This window comes from Aeromonas media, from assembly GCF_020423125.1.
GTDB lineage: Bacteria > Pseudomonadota > Gammaproteobacteria > Enterobacterales > Aeromonadaceae > Aeromonas > Aeromonas media.
The window spans coordinates 2,593,885-2,616,134 of the sequence record NZ_CP075564.1 but is presented as its reverse complement, the minus strand read 5'-3'; the positions used below and the strand labels follow the sequence as shown (position 1 = coordinate 2,616,134).

Annotated in this window: 13 protein-coding genes; 9 read left to right on the top strand and 4 right to left on the bottom strand. The window is 65.3% G+C overall.

The genetic code is table 11. The features are described from left to right. Window positions 1-88: 88 nt before the first annotated feature. Window positions 89-583 carry a hypothetical protein gene (locus KI797_RS11965; RefSeq protein WP_226169474.1) on the top strand — a complete coding sequence of 165 codons (495 nt, stop codon included), beginning with the start codon at window positions 89-91 and terminating at the stop codon, window positions 581-583. Here the strand turns inward: KI797_RS11965 and KI797_RS11960 are convergent. Beyond that, window positions 546-2,183, bottom strand: a complete 1,638-nt coding sequence (locus tag KI797_RS11960; protein ID WP_226169472.1) for an EAL domain-containing protein — start codon at window positions 2,181-2,183, stop codon at window positions 546-548. The two genes, KI797_RS11965 and KI797_RS11960, sit on opposite strands and share 38 nt — an antisense overlap. Window positions 2,184-2,370: 187 nt before the next feature. Here KI797_RS11960 and glgC point away from each other — a divergent pair, with 187 nt between their 5' ends. After that, window positions 2,371-3,645, top strand: coding sequence for a glucose-1-phosphate adenylyltransferase (gene glgC / locus KI797_RS11955; protein WP_042648499.1), 1,275 nt, complete (start codon window positions 2,371-2,373; stop codon window positions 3,643-3,645). Window positions 3,646-3,723: 78 nt separating this feature from the next. Here the strand turns inward: glgC and KI797_RS11950 are convergent, their stop codons facing one another. The 3 genes from KI797_RS11950 to KI797_RS11940 form a co-directional block, all read right to left on the bottom strand. Beyond that, window positions 3,724-5,724 (bottom strand): hypothetical protein, encoded by a 2,001-nt coding sequence (locus KI797_RS11950; RefSeq protein ID WP_226169471.1) that lies wholly within the window; start codon window positions 5,722-5,724, stop codon window positions 3,724-3,726. Between the two features lie 135 nt (window positions 5,725-5,859). Next, complete coding sequence (locus tag KI797_RS11945) at window positions 5,860-6,411, bottom strand: lipoprotein (protein WP_226169470.1); 552 nt, start codon at window positions 6,409-6,411, stop codon at window positions 5,860-5,862. 128 nt (window positions 6,412-6,539) lie between these two features. Then, the gene (locus KI797_RS11940) at window positions 6,540-6,707 is read right to left on the bottom strand and encodes a hypothetical protein (protein ID WP_162627438.1); all 168 of its coding nucleotides are present in this window, start codon (window positions 6,705-6,707) and stop codon (window positions 6,540-6,542) included. A 24-nt stretch (window positions 6,708-6,731) separates the two neighbouring features. Here KI797_RS11940 and KI797_RS11935 point away from each other — a divergent pair, with 24 nt between their 5' ends. The 7 genes from KI797_RS11935 to amoH are packed head-to-tail and all read left to right on the top strand — an operon-like array spanning window position 6,732 to window position 22,211. After that, a complete protein-coding gene (locus tag KI797_RS11935) occupies window positions 6,732-7,895 on the top strand; it encodes an isochorismate synthase (protein ID WP_226169469.1) in 1,164 nt (387 codons plus the stop codon). Next, window positions 7,892-9,562 (top strand): (2,3-dihydroxybenzoyl)adenylate synthase, encoded by a 1,671-nt coding sequence (locus KI797_RS11930; protein ID WP_226169468.1) that lies wholly within the window; start codon window positions 7,892-7,894, stop codon window positions 9,560-9,562. The genes KI797_RS11935 and KI797_RS11930 overlap by 4 nt, the downstream gene beginning before the upstream one ends. Window positions 9,563-9,585: 23 nt before the next feature. After that, entirely contained in the window at window positions 9,586-10,494 is a 909-nt protein-coding gene (locus tag KI797_RS11925; RefSeq protein WP_226169467.1) for an isochorismatase family protein, read from the top strand. Then, window positions 10,491-13,580 (top strand): amonabactin biosynthesis non-ribosomal peptide synthetase AmoF, encoded by a 3,090-nt coding sequence (amoF, locus tag KI797_RS11920; RefSeq protein WP_226169466.1) that lies wholly within the window; start codon window positions 10,491-10,493, stop codon window positions 13,578-13,580. The genes KI797_RS11925 and amoF overlap by 4 nt, the downstream gene beginning before the upstream one ends. Window positions 13,581-13,609: 29 nt before the next feature. Continuing rightward, complete coding sequence (gene dhbA / locus KI797_RS11915) at window positions 13,610-14,359, top strand: 2,3-dihydro-2,3-dihydroxybenzoate dehydrogenase (RefSeq protein ID WP_226169465.1); 750 nt, start codon at window positions 13,610-13,612, stop codon at window positions 14,357-14,359. A gap of 14 nt (window positions 14,360-14,373) precedes the next feature. After that, entirely contained in the window at window positions 14,374-20,652 is a 6,279-nt protein-coding gene (gene amoG / locus KI797_RS11910; RefSeq protein ID WP_226169464.1) for an amonabactin biosynthesis non-ribosomal peptide synthetase AmoG, read from the top strand. Beyond that, window positions 20,649-22,211: an amonabactin biosynthesis glycine adenylation protein AmoH gene (gene amoH / locus KI797_RS11905; RefSeq protein ID WP_042648507.1), complete on the top strand. Its 1,563-nt coding sequence runs from the start codon at window positions 20,649-20,651 to the stop codon at window positions 22,209-22,211. Before amoG ends, amoH begins: the two co-directional genes overlap by 4 nt. The last annotated feature ends 39 nt before the right edge of the window (window positions 22,212-22,250 follow it).

Here is a 22,250-nt window from a genome sequence, read left to right as displayed (position 1 = left end):
GCGGAAGCACCAACATCCGCGGGTGATTTGGCTTTGCACCCATCACCGAGATGGGTCATCATCAACCCTTTGCCGATCGGGAGGAGCCATGTTTGTCTTTGACGTGACCACGCGCGCGGGCGCACGGGCCCGGATCCGGGTGCAGGCACTGGATTGGGGCCAGAGCGGTCCCGTGACTTTCCAGTGTGACAGCGATGCCCTGGCCCTGGTGCTACTGACCGACTGTCGCTGCGATGCGGTGGGATATTTCGATCTGCTGGCCGGCTGCAAGCCGCTCTATGTGGAACAGTGGCTCGCCTATCTGCAGGAGAGCGGCCACCTCGACAAGCAGAGTTGTCAGTTGGAGAGCCCGTCCCAGGAGGACTATCTGATCCGGGCCGGGCTGGATGACGAAGAGCTCAATGCTCTGCTGGGACAGGTCTACAAGGTGGCCGGGTTCAATCGTCTTCAGATCAACCGTTACCTCAAGAATCGCCACAACCCGACCATGCTGGCGACCCGTTACGATCAGAAGGAGCTGGAGCGCTATCGCCAGCTCAATGACATCATTCTGACCCTGCTGAAGTTGAAACGCTCTCCGTAAAAAACGCCATCTGGCTCATCTCCGGTCCCAGCTCCTGGGGCCGTGCGATCAGATACCCCTGCAACCCGTCTACGTACATGCCTTGCAGCATCTGCTTCTGCCCTATCTGCTCGACCCCTTCCGCTATCACCAGACTGCCCATGCGATGGGAGACGTCGACTATCATCCGCACGAATTGCTGGTTGGTCAGATCCTGCTCCAGCTCGGTGATGAGGCCGGGGTCCAGCTTGATGTAGTCGGGTTTGAGCTCACGAAACAGGCTGAAGGAGCCTATCCCCTTGCCAAAGTTGCAGATGGCCGAGCGGCTGCCGTGGCGCCTGAGCAACTCGAACAGCCGCCTCGCCCCCGTCAGGTTGCGCTCCAGATGTTCCTCATCTATCTCGAACACCAGGTTGGCGCTGATGTCGGGGTCTTTTTGCAACTGGTGATCGAGCCAGATGAGGAAGGCGCTGTTTTGCAGCAAGGTGCCCGGCAGGTTGAGGCCCCAGCGGCTGTTGTGACCACCGAAGGCGCGGTATTGACGGATGACGTGGCGGATCACCATTTGCGCCAGGCGCAGCACCATGTCCAGACGTTGGGCCATGGCGTGCAGGGTGTCGCTCGGCAGCGTGGTGCCGTCGCTGCTGCAAAAGCGGGGGTAGATCTCGTGATAAGCCTGCATGCCGCGATGCAGGGGCTGGATGGGCTGGCAGGTAAAGCTGACGCTCTCCTGCTCCAGTAGATCGGTCAGTACCTGGGTCCAGTGACGCTGCCCCTGCAACTCGACCACCTCGTCACTCTGCTGGATGGCCCAGCCGTTGACCGCTTCCGTCTGGGCACGGGCCAGCGCAAGATCGGCTCGGGCCAGGATGGCCTCTATCTTCTGTTCGCTGCTGAGCCGGGTCATGCCCGAGTAGGCGGCACTGTCCAGCTCGTGTTCGTGCTGATAGCGATCGAAGGCGAGTTTCAGATCCCGCCCCAGCAGGTGGGGGGGGATCTGGGCCAGCGGTGGCATCAGAACCGCGAAGTCGGCCCCCGAGATACGATAGACCTGATGGCCAGGGAAGCGGATCACCGTGTGGGTGATGAGGCTGGCGATGTCCTTGATGTAGGCATCCCCCGACTGGAAGCCGCGCTGGGCGTTGAGCTTGCCAAGCTCGGTGGCACGGACCAGCACCAGGATGGCGGTCTGGGTATTCTCCTGTTGCAGCAGTTCGGTTAGATCGCGCCTGAACGCATGGCGGTTGCGCAGGCCCGTCATCTCGTCCCGGGTCGCCTGATTGTGCAGTTCGCTTATCTGGCGGTGTGCATCGAGTTCGGCTTCACTGAAGGAGGCGAGTAACTGGCGTAGCGCCGTTTGTGCCTGCGGGCTGTCCAGCATGGCGGGATCCCGCTGCTGCAGCGCCAGCAGCCAGCGCTGCTCCTGCCTCGCCCGTTCCCCCTTGCGCACGCTGTGGGTGAGAAAGAGCAGCATGGCAAAGCCAATGATGGTGGTCATCAGAACCAGCAGCAGGGTGAGGGGGGAGACCGGGGGCGCAAGCCAGAGCCCCTGCAGCAACAGCATGGGAATGCAGACCAGGGCGCTGACCAGCAGCAGATTTCCCTCGTGTTTATTCAACATCGTTTCATCCTTGATGATGTTCATGATGTAGAAATTCTAACCAAGCCGCCGGCACAAAGCATGAGTACTCACGCAACTCCGTGAAAAGGACCGGCGGAAAGCAACTAAATGTGAGTGAAAACACTTTCATAGTTTGTGAAAAAAGCGAAGATGGGTTGAAAACAGCCCCAACAGAGCAGAGGTAAATATGTTGCTAGAACCCGTAGACACAGCCAAAGCACGGCAACTATTGAATCAGAGTATGGCCTTGGTGCTCGCAGGGGGACGCGGTAGTCGCCTGAAGCAGTTGACCGACAACCGCGCCAAGCCCGCCGTCCATTTCGGCGGCAAGTTCCGCATCATCGATTTCGTGCTCTCCAACTGCATCAACTCCGGCATTCGCCGGGTGGGTGTGGTCACCCAGTACAAGTCCCACAGCCTGTTACGCCACCTGCAATCCGGCTGGTCCTTCCTGCGCTATCAGATGAACGAGTTCATCGATCTGCTGCCGGCCCAGCAACGGGTGGACGAGGTGCACTGGTATCGCGGCACCGCCGATGCCATCTACCAGAACGTCGACATCATTCGCGACTACGGCCCCAAATACATAGTGGTGCTGGCGGGGGATCACATCTACAAGATGGACTATGCCGCCATGCTGCTCGATCACGTGCGCCTCGGCGCCAAGGTGACGGTGGCCTGCATCGAGGTGCCGCGTGCGGAGGCGTCCGCCTTCGGGGTGATGGACATCGACGAGCAGCGCAAGATCCGCGCCTTCGTCGAGAAACCGGCCAACCCGCCCGCCATGCCGGGCAATGACCAGGTCTCCCTGGCTTCCATGGGGATCTACATCTTCGATGCGGAATATCTCTATCAGCTGCTGGAGGAGGACATCCACAACCTGGAGTCCAAACACGACTTCGGCATGGACGTGATCCCGCGCATCGTGGGAGAGGGCAAGGCCTTTGCGCACCCTTTCACCATCTCCTGCGTGGGGGCCAAGGAGGGACAGAAACCCTACTGGCGCGACGTGGGCACCCTGGACTCCTTCTGGGAGGCGAACATGGATCTCGCCTCCGTGGTGCCCGAGCTCGACATCTATGACGAGAACTGGCCCATCTGGACCAGCCAGAACATGTCGCCTCCCGCCAAATTCGTGCAGGACAGAAACGGCCAGCATGGCATGACCATCAACTCCATGTTCGCGGGGGGATCGATTGTCAGCGGCTCCTTCGTGCTAAACTCGGTGCTCTTCACCAATGTGCGGGTGCACTCCTTCTGCACCCTGGATCAGGCGGTGATCTTCCCCGGTGTCGAAGTAGGGGCGGGCTGCCGCCTGCGCCGGGTGGTGGTGGACAAGGGCTGCAAGCTACCCGATGGTCTGGTGGTGGGGGAGAACGCGGACGAGGATAGCCGCCGCTTCTACCGCTCCGAGCAGGGCATAGTGCTGGTGACCAAGGAGATGCTGGCCAAGCTGGGGTGACACCATTACCAACGTCAGACGTCACAAGTAAAAAGGGAGCCGATATGGCTCCCTTTGTCTGTTCAGCCGGGCTGCTGATTATTTTTCGGTGATCAGGGCCTTGGCGGCCATCACCATGGCGGTGCCGTGCTTGCCGCCGGCGGCGGTCACTTGCGGCACGCCATCTTCGTCGGTGTCACCACCGGCGCCGTCGATGACGTTCTCGCCGGAGTCGCCGACCCACTCGGCCATCTGCATGCCGCCGTTGACGGTGCCACGGAACCAGCTCACGTACTGACCGGTCAGCTTGGCCAGCTCCAGCTCGGGTGCCTTCTCGGCCCCTTCGTTGCGCAGGTTCAGCATGGCGGAGCGCAGGGCGCCGGAGATGGCGGCCTGGGTCCAGGGGGTGTATTCACCCTGCTTGCTTGCCAGCCAGGTACCCGCCTTGGTATTGAAGTAAGCCTTGTCGGTGGCGATGAAGAGCTCGCGCGCCGCGGTGCGATACTTGGCATCCGAGGTGGCCAGGAAGGCGGCGGTCAGGCCGCGGATGGCGGCAAACTGCGCGTCGATGGACTGGCCGGCGTCAAGTTTGCCACCCAGGGTCAGACCGTCATGGACCAGACCGTTCGTGCCCACCAGCTTGCCGAGGATGAAGTCAGCCTGCTTGCGCACCAGCTCGAGCGCCTGTTGACCTTGCTGAGTCTTGAGGTTCAGCTCGCCATTGTCACCGGCGGCGTAGCCGACCGGCAGCGCATCCTGGGCGCGCTGGAAGATCTGCAGGGCGACCAGGGCGTAGGCGGCGTCGAAGGTGGTGACGTGCTTGCCCTGCTTGCCTGCTTGCCAGCTGTCGACCAGGGTGCCGGCCTTGGGCTCGAAGTGCAGGGCAGCCAGGTTCTTGAAGGTCAGGTTGGAGAGATTCAGCGCCAGGGAGAAGGCATCGCTGCCCGCCACCGCCTTGCCTAGATCGTTGGTCTGGTTGGCGGCCGGGGCGGCGGCGAACGGGGCGCCGTCAAACACGGCGTGGAAGGCCGGGTTCTGGTTGGTGTTGGCGCCGCGCTGATCGCTGAAGGCGTAGAACTCGGAGAGCGGCCACAGCAGCATCCAGGCGTCACGCAACTGGGCGGAGCCGTCCACCACCTCCAGCTTGCCGATGGCGCCGACGTCATTCTTGCCGGTCTCGGTCACCTTCACCTGATGGGGGAAATAGACCACACCCTTGGCCGGATCGTACTGCGGGGTGATCTTGGCGCCCAGCTGCTTGCCATCGAAGCCGATCTGGCCCTGCAGGATGGCCAGCTTGTCGATGGACTGCTCGGTCAGCATCATGCCGTTGAAGCCGTCGGCGGCAGAGACGCCCAGCTTGTGCTTGCCGTCCTGATCCATGGTGGCGGACGCGGCTTCCACCTCTTCATCGCTCTCGGCCACGTGCATGCCGCCCAGGAAGTCCTGGGACCACATCACCTCCTTGAGCAGGATGCCGCCCACGGCTGCGGGGACCAGCAGGTTGTCACTGCCGCTCCAGCGCAGGGTGGCGTAGTCGCGGAAGTAGGCGGGGACCTGGGTCTTGACGCTCTTCTCGTTGCCCTTGGCGGTCTTGATGGTGATCTGGTCGCCGTTGACCGGGGTGGCGTTCACGGCTTGTGCGAACTCCGGGTTGGCGGAGGCGTAGGGCAGGGAGAGGGGATACATGCCCTGGGGAATTTCATCGGCCGGGAAGCCGACGGCCTCGGCCATGGCCAGCACCCGCTTGCCCAAGTCGTCCAGGGTGCCACCGCGCGCCTGGTTTTGTGGTCCGTTCACCAGATGGGGGCCCATGCCGGACTGGTAGTTCAGCGCGTACATGGCCTCTTCGGAGTATTCATAGGATTCGATGCCGGCGGCGAAGTCGAACGGGGTGGGCTCGTCGGCGCGGTTGGCGTCCAGCACGTTCAGATCCAGCCCCAGCGCCTCGGCCAGCGGCTCGCCGGAGAGTTCGAATTCGGTGTAGGCCAGCATGTTGGCGGCGGTGTTGAAGGTCTTGTCTTCCACCTTGACGGCAGCGTGCGCGGCGCTGCTGAGCAATGCACAGGCGATCGCCTGCACCAGTACGGTTTTTCTCATGTCCTTTTTACCCATATGTTTGATTTTATTATGACGCTTCTCATGAATCTAAATGAGAATGGTGTGCATTATGGGGCAAAGGGGATGTCTTGAGAAGAAAAAACCGCGCCCTTAAGGAGGGCGCGGCGGCAGGCGTTACATCAGCTTGAAGGGGATCACCAGACGACCCGGCTCCACCTTGAGGGCCTCGACCTTCTCCTTGATCCTGGCCTCGTTCTTGCGACTGCCATCCAGCCGATAGACAGGGGTCTGGGAGAGGAAGAGGGAGAGGGACTGGTTGAAGGTGGGCAGCAGCGGGGTGAGGGCGGCCCCCACGTCGGCCGGCTCTGTCTTGACCGAGATGAGTTCGAGGTCACGCAGGTAGATGGCGCCCTGCTCGGCCACATAGTCCGGGCGGGCACTGAGGGAGAGGCGGATCTTCATCTGCTGGCTGCCAAGAGGGCTCGCCACCTCCAGATCACCGGCGGCATCCAGCTCGACCCGGTCGGTCTGGCGGCGACCGATGCGACTCTCCATGTCGTCCAGGCGGATCTTGCTCGACATGATGCCGGGGATCCCCAGCTGTTTCTCGAAGGCGACTCGCTCCTTGAGGTACTGGTTGATCTCGCCCTCGCTGACGCTGTACTGGGTGAGGGAGCAGGCCGCCAGCAGCAGGGCGAAGGGGAGCAGAAGCAGGTGCTTTAACATGGGAAGATTCCATCAAATGGGTGGCAACAACAGATGGCGCCATCTTAGGGGCAAAGCGGGTCGGCCGCCAGTGGGGGCAGCCTGACCCCGTTTCTGTCGCATCCCCATATGGGGATGGCAATCCGTGTTCATTCGAGTAGCGTTGCCACCCCCTGCGCCAGCAGGCCCGCCGCGGCGCCATAGTGCCAATACCCATAGAAAAGCCCCTGTTTTATCGACTCAAAATCCCATTGACCCCGTGATTTCAAAGCGAGTATTTTACCGCCGCACAAAATCAAACTGATAATCATTATCATTTTGAGTCTTTTTGAGGGTGTAACGTGAATACTCGTGTAATGGAAAATGGCGCACCTGCCGAGGCGGACACACCGCCAGACTTCTTGTTTACCTCGGGTCAGGGGAGCCTTGGTGCCTATGACCTGGGTCAACCCATAGCGACCCCAGCCGGTGACTGGTCTCTGCTGGCGCAGCAGATAACCCGGGCCCTCGATGCTGCCAGGGCCGCCGGCCAGGCCAACCCCTTGCTGATCGGTGCCTTCGCCTTCGATCCGGCGGAAGCCTCCTGTCTCTATGTGCCCGGCCGCTATGAGCGGGGGGATCGTGCCGCGCCAGAAGAGCAGACCGCCGAGACCAACAGCGTCATCGCGGTGCAGAGCACCCCGGCGTCGGGTGAATTCAAGGCCTCGGTGAGTGCGGCGCTGGATGCGTTCGCCCAAGGCAAGCTTGCCAAGGTGGTGCTGTCGCGCAAGCTGATCCTCGCCCTGCACAAGCCCGCCGACCCCGAGCGGGTGCTGGCCCGTCTGATGGCTCAGAACCCCCACGCCTTCCACTTCTCCTTACCGCTCGGTCAGGGCCGCCGACTGCTTGGGGCCAGCCCCGAGCTGCTGCTGCGGGTCAGCGGGGGAGAGGTCTTCACCCACCCGCTGGCGGGTTCCGCCAGACGGGCGAGCGAGCCGGTGCAGGACGAGGCGGTGGCCCGGGATCTGCTGGCCTCTCGCAAGGATCAGCATGAACACAAGTTGGTGATCGACGAGATCCGCCGGGTGCTGACCCCCCACTGCCGCGAGCTGGTGATCCCCCCAAAACCCACCCTGATGAGCACGGACACCCTCTGGCATCTGGGTACCCCCATAGCGGGCCAGCTGCATGGCAGCGACGCCTCAGTGCTCTCTCTTGCCTGCCAGCTCCATCCCACCCCGGCCCTGTGCGGCTATCCCACCGATCTTGCGCGCCAGTTCATCCGTGAGCAGGAGCCTTTCAGGCGCGCCCTGTTCAGCGGCATCGTCGGCTGGTGTGACAGCCAGGGCAACGGCGAGTGGGCCGTGGTGATCCGCTGCGGCGTGCTCGATGGTCATCAGGTGGAGCTGTTTGCTGGCGCCGGCATAGTGGCGGGGTCGGATCCCGCCATGGAGTGGGCCGAGACTGGCACCAAGCTGGGCACAATGCTCAAAGCCCTAGGATTGGATCTGGAGGTGGCGCAATGAGCGATGCCAGCCGTTTCCTGCCCTATAGCCGCTGGCCCGAAGCCTTGGCCAAGCAGTACCGTGCCAAGGGTTATTGGCGCGGCGAGCCCCTGACCGCCATGCTGGTGCGTCAGTGCGAGCTGGCCCCCGATGCCGCCGCCATCCTCTGCGGCGAGCGCCGCTTCAGTTATCACGAGCTGGACGCCGCCTCGAGCCGATTGGCCGGGCGATTGGCCCGCCACGGCCTGGGGGTGGGGGATACAGCCCTGGTGCAGCTCCCCAACGTGGCCGAGTTCTATCTGGTGTTCTTCGCCCTGCTCAAAGTCGGCATTGCCCCGGTCAACGCGCTCTTTAGCCACAACCGGCTGGAGCTGGCCTCTTACGCCGAACAGATCCGGCCCCGCCTCTTTATCGGTTCGCTCGCCCATTCGCTGTTTGCCAGCGGGGATCGCCACAGTGATCTGCTGCGAGGCATAGGCGCCGAGCTGGTGTTGCTCGATGGCGAGAGCGGGGAACTGGGGCTGACCCATTGGCTGAGTGATCTGGCCAGGAGCGAAGAATTGCCCATCCCCGTCCATGGCCCGACTCCGGCAGACGAGGTGGCCTTCTTCCAGCTCTCCGGTGGCAGCACCGGCACCCCCAAGCTCATCCCGCGCACCCACGACGACTACCTCTACAGCGTGCGCCGCAGCAATGAAATCTGTGAGCTGGGGCCCCATACCCGCTATCTGTGCGCCCTGCCTGCCCCCCACAACTTTCCCCTGAGTTCCCCAGGCGCCTTGGGGGTGTTCGAGGCAGGCGGCGCCGTGGTGCTGGCGCAAGATCCCAGCCCCATCAGCTGTTTCCCGCTGATTGCCCGCCACCAGGTCAACCTCACCTCCCTGGTGCCGCCGGCGGTCTCCCTCTGGTTGCAGGCGGCCGAATCTGATCCGTCCGTCCGCAGTCAGATCGAGAGCCTGGCCTTGCTGCAGGTGGGCGGCGCCAAGCTGGCCGAAGCGGTGGCGCGCAAGATCACCCCGCTGCTCGGCTGTCGGCTGCAACAGGTGTTCGGCATGGCGGAGGGGCTGGTGAACTACACCCGGCTGGATGATAGCGACGAGAAGATCATCCACACCCAGGGCCGCCCCATGAGCCCGGACGACGAGGTGCGCATCCTCGACGAGGCGGGCAATCCGGTCGCCCCCGGCCAGCCCGGCGCCCTGCACACCCGCGGTCCCTATACCTTCCGCGGTTACTACCAGAGCCCGACCCACAACGCCCGGGTGTTTGATGCGGAGGGCTTCTACTGCTCCGGGGATCTGGTGGTGCAAGACCAGGACGGCTACCTGACGGTGGTGGGGCGGCAGAAGGATCAGATCAACAGAGGCGGCGAGAAGATAGCGGCGGAAGAGGTGGAAAACCAACTGCTGCACCATCCGGCCATCACCCAGGCGGCCCTGGTCTCCATGCCCGACAGCGCCATGGGGGAGAAGAGCTGCGCCTTTATCGTCACCACCGAGCCAGGTCTCAAGCCGCTGGCCTTGCGCAAGTTTCTGCGCGAGCGCGGGGTGGCGGACTTCAAGCTGCCCGACCGTTTCGAAACCCTGGATGCCCTGCCCATGACGGCGGTGGGCAAGATTGACAAGCAGGGGCTGCGAGCGCGCATCGCGCACCTCATCGCCGCCGGCCAGCCCCTGACCACAGCTTAAAACTAAAAAGGAATCATGACGTTATGGCTATCCCAACCCTGAACAACTACGCCATGCCCAGCCAGTGGAAGGCCAACAAGGCCAACTGGACCCTGGATCCCAAACGCGCCGCCCTGCTGATCCACGACATGCAGGAATATTTCACCGCCTTCTACGGCGAGAACAGCCCGCTCATCCGCGATCTCACCGAACGGCTCGCCGCGGTACGGAAGCAGTGCAAGGCCCTCGGCATTCCGGTCTTCTACACAGCCCAGCCCAAGGATCAGACCCCCGAGGACAGGGCCCTGCTCAACGACATGTGGGGCCCGGGTCTGAACAAGAGTCCCGAGCTGCAACAGGTGGTGGCAGCACTGTGCCCGGAGCCTGACGACACAGTGCTGGTCAAGTGGCGCTACAGCGCCTTCCAGCGCTCCGAACTCGAACAGATGCTCAAAGACTTGGGGCGGGATCAGCTCATCATAGGCGGCATCTACGGCCATATCGGCTGCATGATGACCGCCTGTGACGCCTTCATGCGCGACATCCAGCCCTTCTTCCTGGCAGACGGGATAGCGGACTTCTCCCAGGCCGATCACCAGATGGCGCTCGACTATGTGGCGACCCGCTGCGGCAAGGTGATCCCCTGCGAGGAGGTGCTGGCACTCGCCCCGGCTTCCATTTTCGCCGTCCAGACCAATCCGTTGCTGACGTATGAGGGACTCAAGGCGCGGCTGTTGAGCCATATCGATGAAGACGAAGGGGAGTTTGACCCGGACGAGAACCTCATCGACTACGGCCTGGATTCGGTGCGCATCATGTCTCTGCTCACAGAGTGGCGCGCCGCCGGGGTGGAGCTGGGCTTCGTGGACTTGGCCAAGCTGCCGACCCTCAACGGCTGGTGGCGTTTGATCGAGGCCAAGCTGGCAGCACAGGCGCTGGAGGTGACGCCATGAGCCGCTTCCCTCTGACCATACCCCAACAGGGGCTCTGGTCCGGTCATCTACTCAAGGACGACAAGGCGATGTTCAACACCGCCGAGTGCATCGCCTTTGATGGCAAGGTCGACGTGGCCGTGCTGGTGGCTGCGCTCACCCGGGCTGTGGGTGAGTGCGAGGCGCTCAAGGGCCACTTCGAAGACGATGGGGAGGCGGTCTGCTTCGTCTCGGACGAGGCCCCACTCGCCTATGACGAGGTGAACCTTGAAAGCGATGACGAGGCTGCTGCCCGCGCCTGGGCATGGGCCGATCTGCGCCGTCCGTTCGCATTGACCCAAGAGGCGCCCTGCCGCTTCGCCCTGCTGCGTGGCCCCGGTCGGGATTACCTCTACAGCTGCGTGCACCACATAGCCCTGGACGGCTTTGGCACCACCTTGCTGTTCCAGCGTATCGCCGAACTCTATGGCGAAGGGCTGGCAGGGGCTGTGCCGTCGCCATCACCGTTTGGCCTGCTGGATGAGGTACTGGCCGAAGAGCTGGCCCGCGAGGAGAGCGGCAAGAACGCTGCCGCCCGCAGCTTCTGGCAGGAGCAACTGCAAGCCTGGCCCGAGGTGAAATCCTTTGGCGAGACCCGCGCCCCCATCGCCGCCGAATTTATCCGCGAGAGCCGTCCGCTGCCCGCGGCGCTGTGGCAGGCGCTGATCGGCTTTGCCGACGAGCACAAGCTGGGTTGGCCCGATCTGCTGCTGGCCGGCCTCTCGGCCCAGCTCTCCCTTGCCAGTGGCCAGCAACAAACGTTGCTTGGCCTGATGATGATGAACCGCATCGGCTCGGCGTCGCTGACAGTGCCCTGCATGCAGATGAACATCACCCCCCTTGCTCTGGAGCTCGAAGAGGGGCTGAGTCTGGCGGGGGCCGCCGGCGCCGTGGCCAAGGTCAAGCGCGGGGTGCGCAAGCACCAGCACTACCGCTACGAGCTGCTGCGCCGCGACCTTGGCCTTGTGGGGGGAGACAAACGGCTGTTCGGCCTCCTGGTCAACATCATGCCCTTCGATCACGCCCGCCGTTTTGGGCCGCTCAGTGCCCACATTCTCAACATCAGCGCCGGCCCGGTGGAGGATCTCACCATAGAGGTGCAGGTTGGCGCCGATGGCCAGCCACGCCTGGATCTGGACGCCAACCCGGGTTGCTACCAGCAGGGGGATCTGGCGGCCATCGCCGATACCCTCTTTGCCCTGCTGGGCCGCTGGCTGGTCGAGCCCGTCCAGACCCTGGGGGCGCTCAAGGCCGGCTGGCTGGCCGAGCAGCGAGCCAGGGCCCTGATTGCCGGTCCCGCCCATGAAGCTCTCCAGGTGCGGCCGGTGCTGGAGGCGCTCTGCCACTTCGCCGCCCAGACCCCGGACAAGATAGCGCTGGAGCAGGGAGAGGCCCGCTTCAGCTACGAGGCGCTGCTGGCCAGATCCGAACAGATGGCGGCCGCTTTGCAGACTGCCGGTGTCGCTCCCGGCGACAAGGTGGGGGTCATGCTGGCCCGCACCCCCCAGGCCATCTTCGCCCAGCTGGCGGTGCTGCTGGCGGGCGCCGTCTATGTGCCGCTCGACCCCGAGCAGCCGCTGGAGCGCCAGGGCCACATACTGCGGCTGGGGGAGGTCAAGACCCTGATCACCCAGGCCGAGTACCGTCACAAGCTGGCCAGCCTGTTCGAGGGGCGCACGCTGCTGGCGGGGGATCTGGTGAGCGATAACCGCTTGAACCAACCGGCCGCCGGCCGCGCCGTCGCCTACCTGATGTTCACCTCGGGCTCGACCGGTCTGCCCAAGGGGGTGGCGGTCAGTCACGGGGCACTCGATCACTTCGCCGCCGCAGCTCGCTGCCGCTATCACCTGGATGAAGACGCGCGGATGCTGCAATTCGCCCCCTTCAACTTCGACGCCAGCATCGAGGAGGTGTTCGCCACCCTGAGCGCCGGCGCCACCCTGGTGCTGCGCACCGACGCCCTGCTCGAATCCATGCTCGCCTTTGCGGCCGGGGTGGAGCAGATGGGGATCACCCACCTCGACCTGCCCACCGCGTTCTGGAACGAATGGGTGGTGGCGCTGACGGCGGGTCAGGCCCACATTCCTGCCAATCTGGCCACCGTCATCATCGGCGGCGAGGCGGTCTACCCCGAGCAGCTGGCCCAGTGGCAGCGTCAGGGCCGCTCCGATGTGCGCCTCTTCAATACCTATGGCCCCACCGAAACCACAGTGGTGGTGACCACCCAGGAGCTGCAGCGGGAAGATCCGAGCCAGGCCCAGTTGCCCATAGGCCTGCCGCTGCCCGGCATGCAGGCGCTCATTCTGGGGGCAGGGGAACAGCCTGCCAGCGAGGGGGAGCTGGTGCTGCTCGGCCCGCAGCTGGCCAATGGCTATGTGGGGGGCGTGCAAGGGAGCTTTGGCACCCTGAGGATCGGTGAAGAGGATCTGCCCGTCTATCGCACCGGCGATCGGGTGCGGCTGGCGGCCGGCCGGCTGGTCTACCTCGGCCGGCGCGACAACGAATTCAAGATAAGCGGCTATCGCATCCAGCCCGGCGAGGTGGAGGCCCAGCTGCTGGCTCTGCCCGGGGTGGACGAGGCCTGCGTGCAAGGCATCAGTCAGGGCAGCGTGCGCCGGCTGGTGGCCTTTGTGGCGGGGCCGGAGCGCGACAGCCGGATCATCAAGGCGCAGCTCGCCAGGGTGCTGCCCGCCGCCATGATCCCCACCGACTATCGCCACTATGACCAGCTGCCCCGCACCGGCTCCAACAAGTTGGATCGCAAAGCCCTGCTGGCCGCCTACCAGGCGGGCGGCGAAGCCTTGACCCTGGGCAGCGAGACTGAGAACAGGGTCGGCGCCATCTGGCAGCAGATCCTGGGGCTCGCCACCATGGCGCCTGCGGACAACTTCTTCGAGCTGGGGGGCCAGTCCCTGCAGACCATACAGATAGTCAACCGGCTCGGCGCCGAGTTCGGGGTGCAGGTCAAGGTCTCCGATGTCTTCGATCACCCCCGTCTGGACGACTTCTGCCGTTTCCTCGACGGCAAGCTGACCGAAGACGAAGAGAGCGTGGAGATGGTCTGGTGATGGGAAAGATGATGAAGGAACAGCATAAGATGGCCTTTGATTTCAGTGGCAAGCGGGTCTGGGTGACCGGGGCCGGGCGCGGCATCGGCCGCGAGGTGGCGACGCAGTTCGTGGCCGCCGGCGCGTCCGTTGTGGGGCTGGATCTGGCGTTTCCCGAAGCCGGCTATCCCTATGCCACCCGGCTGCTCGATATTGGCGATGCCGCAGCGGTGAACGCCTGCTGTGCAGCGCTGCTGGCGGACGGCGGGCTGGATGTGCTGGTCAACGGGGCCGGGGTATTGCGCCTCGGCCCCACCGAAAGCCTGACCGACCAAGATTGGCACGACTGCATGACGGTCAACGCCAGCGGTGTCTTCTATCTGCTGCGGGCCTTGGTACCTCACTTCAAGGGGCAGCAGCGCGGTGCCATCGTCACCATAGGCTCCAACGCCGCCCATGTGCCGCGCATGCAGATGGCGGCCTATTGCGCCTCCAAGGCGGCGGTCACCAGCCTGACCCAGACGGTGGGGCTGGAGCTGGCCCCCTTCGGCGTGCGCGCCAACCTGGTGTCGCCGGGCTCGACGGATACCCCCATGCTGCGCGGCATGCTGCCGGACGAGGGGGCCATGGCCCGCACCATTGCCGGGTTGCCGGAGCAGTTCAAGCTCGGCATCCCCCTGCGCAAGGTAGCCACCCCGGCGGAGATCGCCCATACCGTCCTCTTCCTGGCCTCGGATCTGGCCAGCCACATCACGCTGCAGGATCTGGTCGCCGACGGTGGCGCCACCCTGAGTGCCTGAGGCTTGAGAAACAGATGAACAATATGATTTTGCTGTTGAAACAGCTGGAACGGCAGGGAGTGAAGCTGGCTCTGAACGACAAGGGCCAGCTTATCTCCCAGTCGAGCAAGGAGGCGGTGACGCCGGCCATCGGCGCCACCATCAAGGCCCACAAGGATGAGCTGGTGCGCTGCCTGGCGGCCCGCGTCGCCTTCGAGGCACCTATCGAGGTGCAAGGGGCATTGAGCGGCCCGCTCTCCTCCTCCCAGAGCGGACTCTGGTTTATCGAGCAGTACGAGGAGGCCTCCCGCCTCTACAATATGCCGGTCTATTTTCGCGTTAAGGGAGAGTTGGACACGGCGGCGCTGGAGTTTGCCTTCGACCACCTGTTTGCCCGCCACCCCAGCATGCGTACCCGTTTCATCAAGGACGAGGCGGGCAGGGGGGCCCAGGAGATCTTGCCCCACCAGCCGTTCAAACTGCAGATAGAGGATGTGAGTGCAGAGCCTGATGTCGAGCGCGAGGCCTATGTGGCCAGGCGGGTGCGCGAGGAGATAGGGCGCCCCTTCTCCCTGACCCAGGGGGATCTCAGCCGAGTGCATCTTATTCGGCTGGGCAGCCGCGAGCACGTGCTGCTGATCACCCAGCACCACATCATCTCCGACGGCTGGTCGGTCAAGAACATGTTCGCGGATCTCAAGCGCGCCTTTCTTGCCCATCAGAATCGTGAGCCCCTGCAGGTGAGCGAGCTGCCGCTCACCTACATCGACTATGCCCGCTGGTTCAACTCGCCGCGTTTTCTTGACTATCACGCCGAGTTCAAGCCGTTCTGGGTCGACCGGCTCGGTGGCAGCCCCGAGGTGCACGGTCTACCGCTCGACAAGCCGCGCCCGGCCCATCAGGACAGCGGCGGCGAGCTGGTCTTCTCCACCATCGAGAGCGACCTGTGGGAGGGCTTCAAGCGCCTCTGCCAGCGCCACAGCACCTCCAACTTCATCGGTCTGCACGCCCTGTTTGCATTGCTGATGGTGCGCCAGAGCGGCGAGAAGGAGGTGGTGATCGGCACCCCGCTCGCCTACCGCGAACGCCACGAGATAGAGTCCCTGGTGGGCTTCTTCGTCAACACCCTGGTGCTGAGAACACGGCTGGAGGGACGGCCTAGCTTTATCGACTACCTGCAACAGTGCCGGGAGGAGGATCTGGCGGCCTTTGACCATCAACTCTATCGGTTCGAGGCGTTGGCCGAGGCCATAGGAGCGGATCGCACTACCGCCATCAACCCCATCTTCCAGATCATGCTGGTCTATCAGGCCAAGGTGGATTTCAACGAGCTCATCCCCGGCTGCCAGCTGGTGGAGGAGACCTCCCCCGTGCTGCCCGCCAAGACCGACATCTCGGTCAAGGTGACCGAGCTGATGGATTCCGTCAGGGTAGACTGGCTGTTCGCCACCGCATTGTTCGAGCGAGAGACCATCCAGTCTTACGCCGATCGCCTGCTGCACCTGATGCGCGCCGTGGTGGCGGCCCCGGAGACCGATATCTGGCAACTGCCCCTGGAGGCGGGCACAGACAGGGCCGCACTGGCCGCCGAGCTTGCCGACCTGCCGCGGGACTACCACAACCGCGACACCCTGCTCTGCCATATCGAACGCCGCGCGGCGGAGCGTCCCGACGCCCTGGCGGTCAGCGACGGCGAGGGTGCCCTGAGTTACGGCGAGCTGGAGGCGCGCGCCAACCGGCTGGCCCACTGGCTGCTGGCCCGAGGCATCACCCCGGGCGCCGCCGTCGGCATCCAGGCCAGACGCGATGTCGCCTTCGTCATCGCCCTGCTCGCCTGCTGGAAGGCGGGGGCGGCCTGTGTGCCGCTGGATCCTGCCTATCCCGCCGAGCGGCTGGCCCATATCTTAGGCGATGCAGCCATCAGCCTGGTGCTGGGCGGCGTGCCAGACCCGCGGCTTGGCGAGGCGCTGGCGGGCACGACTGCCGAGTATCACGATCTGCACCAGCTTGCGCTGGACAAGATGCCAACCAGCACGCCCGCACTGCCTCGGGACGCCGCCATGCTGGCCCAGATCATCTATACCTCCGGCAGCACCGGCCTGCCCAAGGGGGTCATGGTGGAGCAGGGCAGCCTGGTCAACCTGATGGCGGATCACGGTGAGCGCATCGCCATTGATCAGAATGGCGCCATGTTCAACTGCATGTCCCTCTCGTTTGATGCGGGCAACATGACCGCCTTGCTGCCCCTGTACTGCGGCGCGGCCCTGCACTTCGGCGAGCCGGGGGAGGGGGTGATCGGCGCCGCCATCGCTTGCGGTGCCAGCCACATGATCCTGCCCACGGCGCTGTTGGCGAATCTATTGCCAGCGGCGGAACTCGGTTCCCTCAAGGCCATCGGCTTTGGTGGCGAGGCGTGCCCGAGCAGCCTGGTGGAGCGCTGGGGGGAGCGGGTGGCGCTGTTCAACATGTACGGCCCGACCGAGTGCACCGTCACCGCGCTCTGCGCGCGGCTCACCCCGGGGGCGCCCATCACCATAGGTCGCCCCGTCAACAACCTGAAGGCGCTGATCCTGGACGAGGCGGGCAACCTCTGCCCGGTGGGGGTGCCCGGCGAGCTCTGCCTGGCAGGGCTGGGGCTGGCTCGCGGCTACCTCAATCTGCCGGCGCGCACTCAGGAGGCCTTTATCGAGCTGGCCTTTGATGCAACGAATGAGGAACGTGCCCATCGCCTCTATCGCACCGGCGATCGGGCCCTGCTGCGCCGCGATGGCAACATCCAGTATCTGGGCCGGATTGACGAGCAGATCAAGCTGCGGGGCTATCGCATCGAGCCGGGGGAGATAGAGACCCGGCTCGCCGAATTGTGCCCGGACATTCGCCAGATCAAGGTGGTGGTGCAGGAGGGGCGCCTGCTCGCGTACGCCTGTTTGCAGGCCGGGGCAAGGGAGCCCGACGGCGATGCCCTGCTGCAACGGGCCGGCGAATGCCTGCCCGAATACATGGTGCCGGTGCGCCTCTGCTGGCTGCACGAGATGCCGCTCACCCCCAACGGCAAGCTGGACTTGCGCCGCCTGCCCGCCATCGTCTGGCAGCAGAGCAAGGGCGAGCCGCAAAACGAACTGGAGCAGACCGTGCTCGCCATCTGGCAAGGGGTGCTCAAGCAACCGCTCGGGGTGGAGGATGACTTCTTCCGCTTAGGCGGTGACTCCATCCTCAGCATCCAGCTCACCACTCGGTTGCGGGATGCGGGGCTGCACTGCAGCGTGAAGGACGTGTTCGAAGCCAAGACGGTGCGCCGTCTCTGCCGCCAGCTCGGCCAGCAGCAAGCCGTCAGCCACAGGAGCGAGCAGGGCAGCCTGACCGGCGAGTTCCCGCTCCACCCCATTCAGCACTGGTTCATCGAGCAGGGCTTTGCCAGGCCCGGTCACTGGAACCAGGGGGTGATCCTGCGCCTGCCGGCCGGGGTGGACGATGAGGCCCTGCGCAGCTGGCTGAATGCCCTGCGCCAGCACCACGATGCCCTGCGCCTGGCGGTGACCCCGGCCGGTCAGCGCTATCTGGCCGAACTGCCATTGCCGCCGTTGCCGACCCTGGATGCCGCCAATCTCGACGAGGCCGGGCTACAGGCCCGCCTGACCGAGCTGCAGGGAGATTTCGACCCTGCCAGCGGCCATACCCTGGCCTGGGCCCGCCTGCGCAATCTCTCCCTCGAGGGCGAGCGGGAGGGCGAGACGGTGGAGGGGCTCTTCCTCGCCTTCCATCACCTGGTGATCGATGCCGTCTCCTGGCGCATTCTGGCCGAGGATCTGGCCCGGGTGAGCAGGGGCGAGCCGCTGCCCGCCAAGGGCAGCAGCTATCGCCAGTGGGGTGAGGGGCTCGCGGCCTACGCCAAACGGGAAGAGGATCAGCTTGGCTTCTGGCTGGCTCAGGGGGAGGCCAGCAAGCCAGGCTTGCTGGAGGAGCGACGCGCCGCCAATGGCCGCGCCGCCGCCAGCCTGCTGCAACTGAGTCAGGAGACCACGGCCCGTCTCATCGACACCGCCAACCAGGCCTACTTCACCCGGGTGCCCGACCTGCTGCTGGCGGCACTGACCCGTACCCTGAGCGAGCAGGGTTACGGCAATCGTCACTGCGTGATGCTGGAAGGGCACGGCCGTGAGGCCATCGATGCCGAACTCGACGTGAGCCGTACCCTGGGCTGGTTCACCAGCACCTACCCGCTGGCGCTGGCGGATGCCAATGAGTGGGATGCGCTGGTGTGCGCCACCAAGGAGCAACTGCGCGCCGTGCCGGACAAGGGGGTGGGCTTCAACGCCCTGCGGCTGCACCACCCTCGTGGCAGGGCACTGCCCGAAGCCATGGTAGTCTTCAACTATCTGGGGGTCAGCCATCAGGGCGAGGCTGTTCAACCCTGGCAGCCCCTGCCGCTGGCGCCGGGGGCACCCACGTCCCCTGACAACCTGCCGCGCGAGCTGGTCAGCCTGCACGGGGGCGTGTTTGATGGCCGCCTCACCCTGCGTCAGGTGGGCGCCCTCAACCAGCAGGCGAGCGACGCCCTGATGGCGCGGCTGGCGGACAATCTGACGGCGCTGGTGGAGCACTGCTGTACGGTGAAGGCTCCGCGCCATACCCCGAGCGACTTCCCGGGGCTGGGACTCTCCCAAGCTGCGCTCGATCGGGTGCTGGCCGGGCGCGAGGTGGAGACCCTGCTGCCCATGACCTCGCTTCAGCAGAGCATGTTCCATCACAGGGCGCTGCTGCCCGGTGACACGGCTTATCACCTGCAGACCGAGTTTGACTATCACCAGCCGCTGGATGTGGCGGTCTACCGTCAGGCCTGGCAGGGGCAGATCGCCCGCTGGCCGGCCCTTCGCAGCGAACTGGTGCTGGCAGACGGGATCGCGTTGCAGCGCATCCTCAAGCGCGCCGAGCTGCCGTTCCACTATCAGGATCTGGTGGGGGATCCAGAGGCCGAGACACACATCGCGGCCTACCGCCAGCAGGATCTGGCCCGCCCGATCCCGCTGGAGCAGGCGCCTTTGCTGCGCCTTGCCTGCTTCAAATTGGCCCCCGATCACCACAAGGTGATCTTCAGCGCCCATCACGGCGTGCTGGATGGCTGGAGCGGCCCCGTGTTGCTGGGTTCCTTGCATCGTGGCTATCAGGCGCTGATGAACGGCCTGTTGCCGCAGGGCGAGCCGGATACCGCCTGGCTCGAATTTGGCCGCCATATCGCCAGCCGAACCCGCAGCGCCGAGACCTACTGGCAGGGGCGTGGCGAGCTCTTGGCAACACCTAACGATCTCGCCTGCCTGTTCGGGGTGACGCTGGACGCTAGCTCAAGCGGGCGCCATACCCAGCTGCGACCGGCGGTGTGCGCCACGGCGCTGTCGGCCGAGGTGGCAACCTTGCTCGCGAGCCGTGCCCGCGAGCTTGGCGTGACCGCGGGCCTGTTGGCCCAATATGCCTGGCACCGTCTGCTGGCACGCCGCTCTGGCGATGCCGTCACCCTGGTGGGCAACGTGACCCCAGGGCGGGACTATCCCATCGAGGGGATCACCGCGAACGTCGGGCTCTACATCAACAGCCTGCCGTTGGCGCTGGCGTGGCGCACCGAGCTGACCCTGGCCGAGCATATCGCCCGGTTGCAAGCCGACCTGATGGCGCTCAATGAGCACGGCACCCAGTCGCTGGCGGCACTGACCAAAGGTCGGGCGCGTCTGTTCCAGAGCCTGTTCGTGTTCGAGAACTACCCCATGCCGGCGGCCCCTGCCGCCCCCGAACCCCACCAGCTGGTGCCGCAGTTTGGCGCCGTGGTGGAGAAGGTGGAGCTGCCTCTGTCGCTCGTGGTCAGCAGTCGGGGCGAGACGCTCCAGCTGCGCCTCGAATTCGACGGCGAGCAGATCCCCGAGGCCCGGGCCGAGGCGGTGCTGGCTGACTGGCTGGCCGAGCTCGACTGGCTGGCGCAAGCGGATCTGAGCCAGCCGGCCAGAGTGGCGGCGGCCGCGCCGTTCCCAGTGAGGGCGCAAGTGGCCGCCACCAAGGCTGATGAACCTGGCCTGGCTCAGCCGCCGGCCGAGGCCCGCAGGCTGGTGGCCCTGTGGGAGCGCCTGTGCGGCGTGCCCGGCATCTGGCAGCAGACCCTGTGTGAACTCGGGGTGGATTCGGTGCAGCAGCTCGCCCTGCTGGCGGCCCTCAACGAGGCGTTTGGCCAGGATCGGGCGTCGCTCACCCTGCAGACGCTCAAGGCCCACCCATCACCCAGCCGGCTCTATCGGCATTGGCTGGTGCGCCAAACGGAGGCCGCACTATGACGGTGACCATCAAGCATGAGGCTTCGCTCGTGCAAACCCGGCTTGCCCCCCGTGAGGGGGCGGCCAACCTGGGCGCGCGGCTGGCGGCATGTCTGGCCGCCACCCCGCTGGCCCCCGCCATCCGTATGGGCGTGGGCATGAGTGTGGAAATGGCAGAGATCCGTGACGGTGCAACCGCAGGGCAGTGGCTCAGCTACGGCGCCCTCAATGCAAGGGTCGGCCAGATTGCCGCCCGCCTGCAGGGGCTGGCGGTGGGAGAGCGGGTCGGCCTCTATCTCTCCCGCAGCCCGGATCTGGTGGCCAGCCTGCTGGCCTGCCTGCGGCTCGGCCTCTGCTTCGTGCCGCTGGAGCCGGACTTTCCCCTGGAGCGGCTGCAGGGGATAGCCCGCCAGGCCAGGCTCTCGGCGGTGATCTGCGATGAGGAGGCGGGGACCCCGGACTTCGGTTGCCCCCTGCGTCCCCTCAAGGGGCCGGCCCCCGGCGGGGCTCTCTCCTGGCCCAGGGTGGACGACGCCCTGGCTGCCTACATGATGTTCACCTCGGGCTCCACCGGCGAGCCCAAGGGGGTGGTCATCAGCCGGCGGGCCCTGCTCTGCTTCCTCGACGGGATCCGCGATCGGCTCGGGCTTTCACCTGGCTGCCACTGGCTCTTCATCACCACCCCGGCCTTCGACATCTCCCTGCTGGAGATGCTGGGGCCGCTCTGGGGCGGGGGCCGGTTGACGGTGGCCGGCGGCGAGCACAACAAGGATCCGCTGGGGATGCTGGCGCTGCTCGAGGGCGACCCCTCCATCAACTGGCTGCAGGCCACCCCGGCCTGCTGGCGCATGCTGCTCAAGGCCGGCTGGCAGGGACGCAATACCCTCACCGCCCTGTGCGGCGGCGAGGCGCTGGACCCAGGTCTGGCCGAGCAGCTCTGTGCCCGCACCCGGCGGCTGTGGAACTGCTACGGGCCCACCGAGGCCACCGTCTGGTCCCTGGTGAGCGAGGTGCGCTGGCCACCGGCTGGGGGCCAGATCACCATCAGCCACAGCCTGCCCGGCTATCGGCACTGGGTGCTGGACGAGGCGGGGCTGCCGGTGGCGGAGGGGGAGTGCGGCGAGCTCTGCATCGAGAGCCCGGCCCTGTGCGAGGGGTACTGGCGCAAGCCGGCCTTGACCAGCGCCGCCTTCCTGCGCCTTGCCACCCATCGCCTCTATCGCACCGGCGATCGGGTGCGCCGGCTGGGGGCGGACCGCTTCCTCTATCTGGGGCGGCGCGATGATCAGGTCAAGCTGCGGGGCTTTCGCATCGAGCTCGGCGAGGTGGAGGCGGGACTGCGCCGCCAGGCAGGGGTGCAGGAGGCAGCGGTGCGTCTGGTGGGTGAGGGGGACGAGGCCATGCTGGTGGGCTACGTGGAGGTGAAAAGCGGGGTGACCCTCAATCGCCTCGCCCTGCGCAAGGGGCTGCAGGCGACGCTGCCGCACTACATGGTGCCGGCGCGGCTCATCCTGCTGGATGCCCTGCCCAAGACCGGCAGCGGCAAACTGGACAGAAAGGCGCTGCCCCTGCCGGAGTAGCATTGCCCGTTGCTCGCAAGCGTTGATAAACAAAGAAGC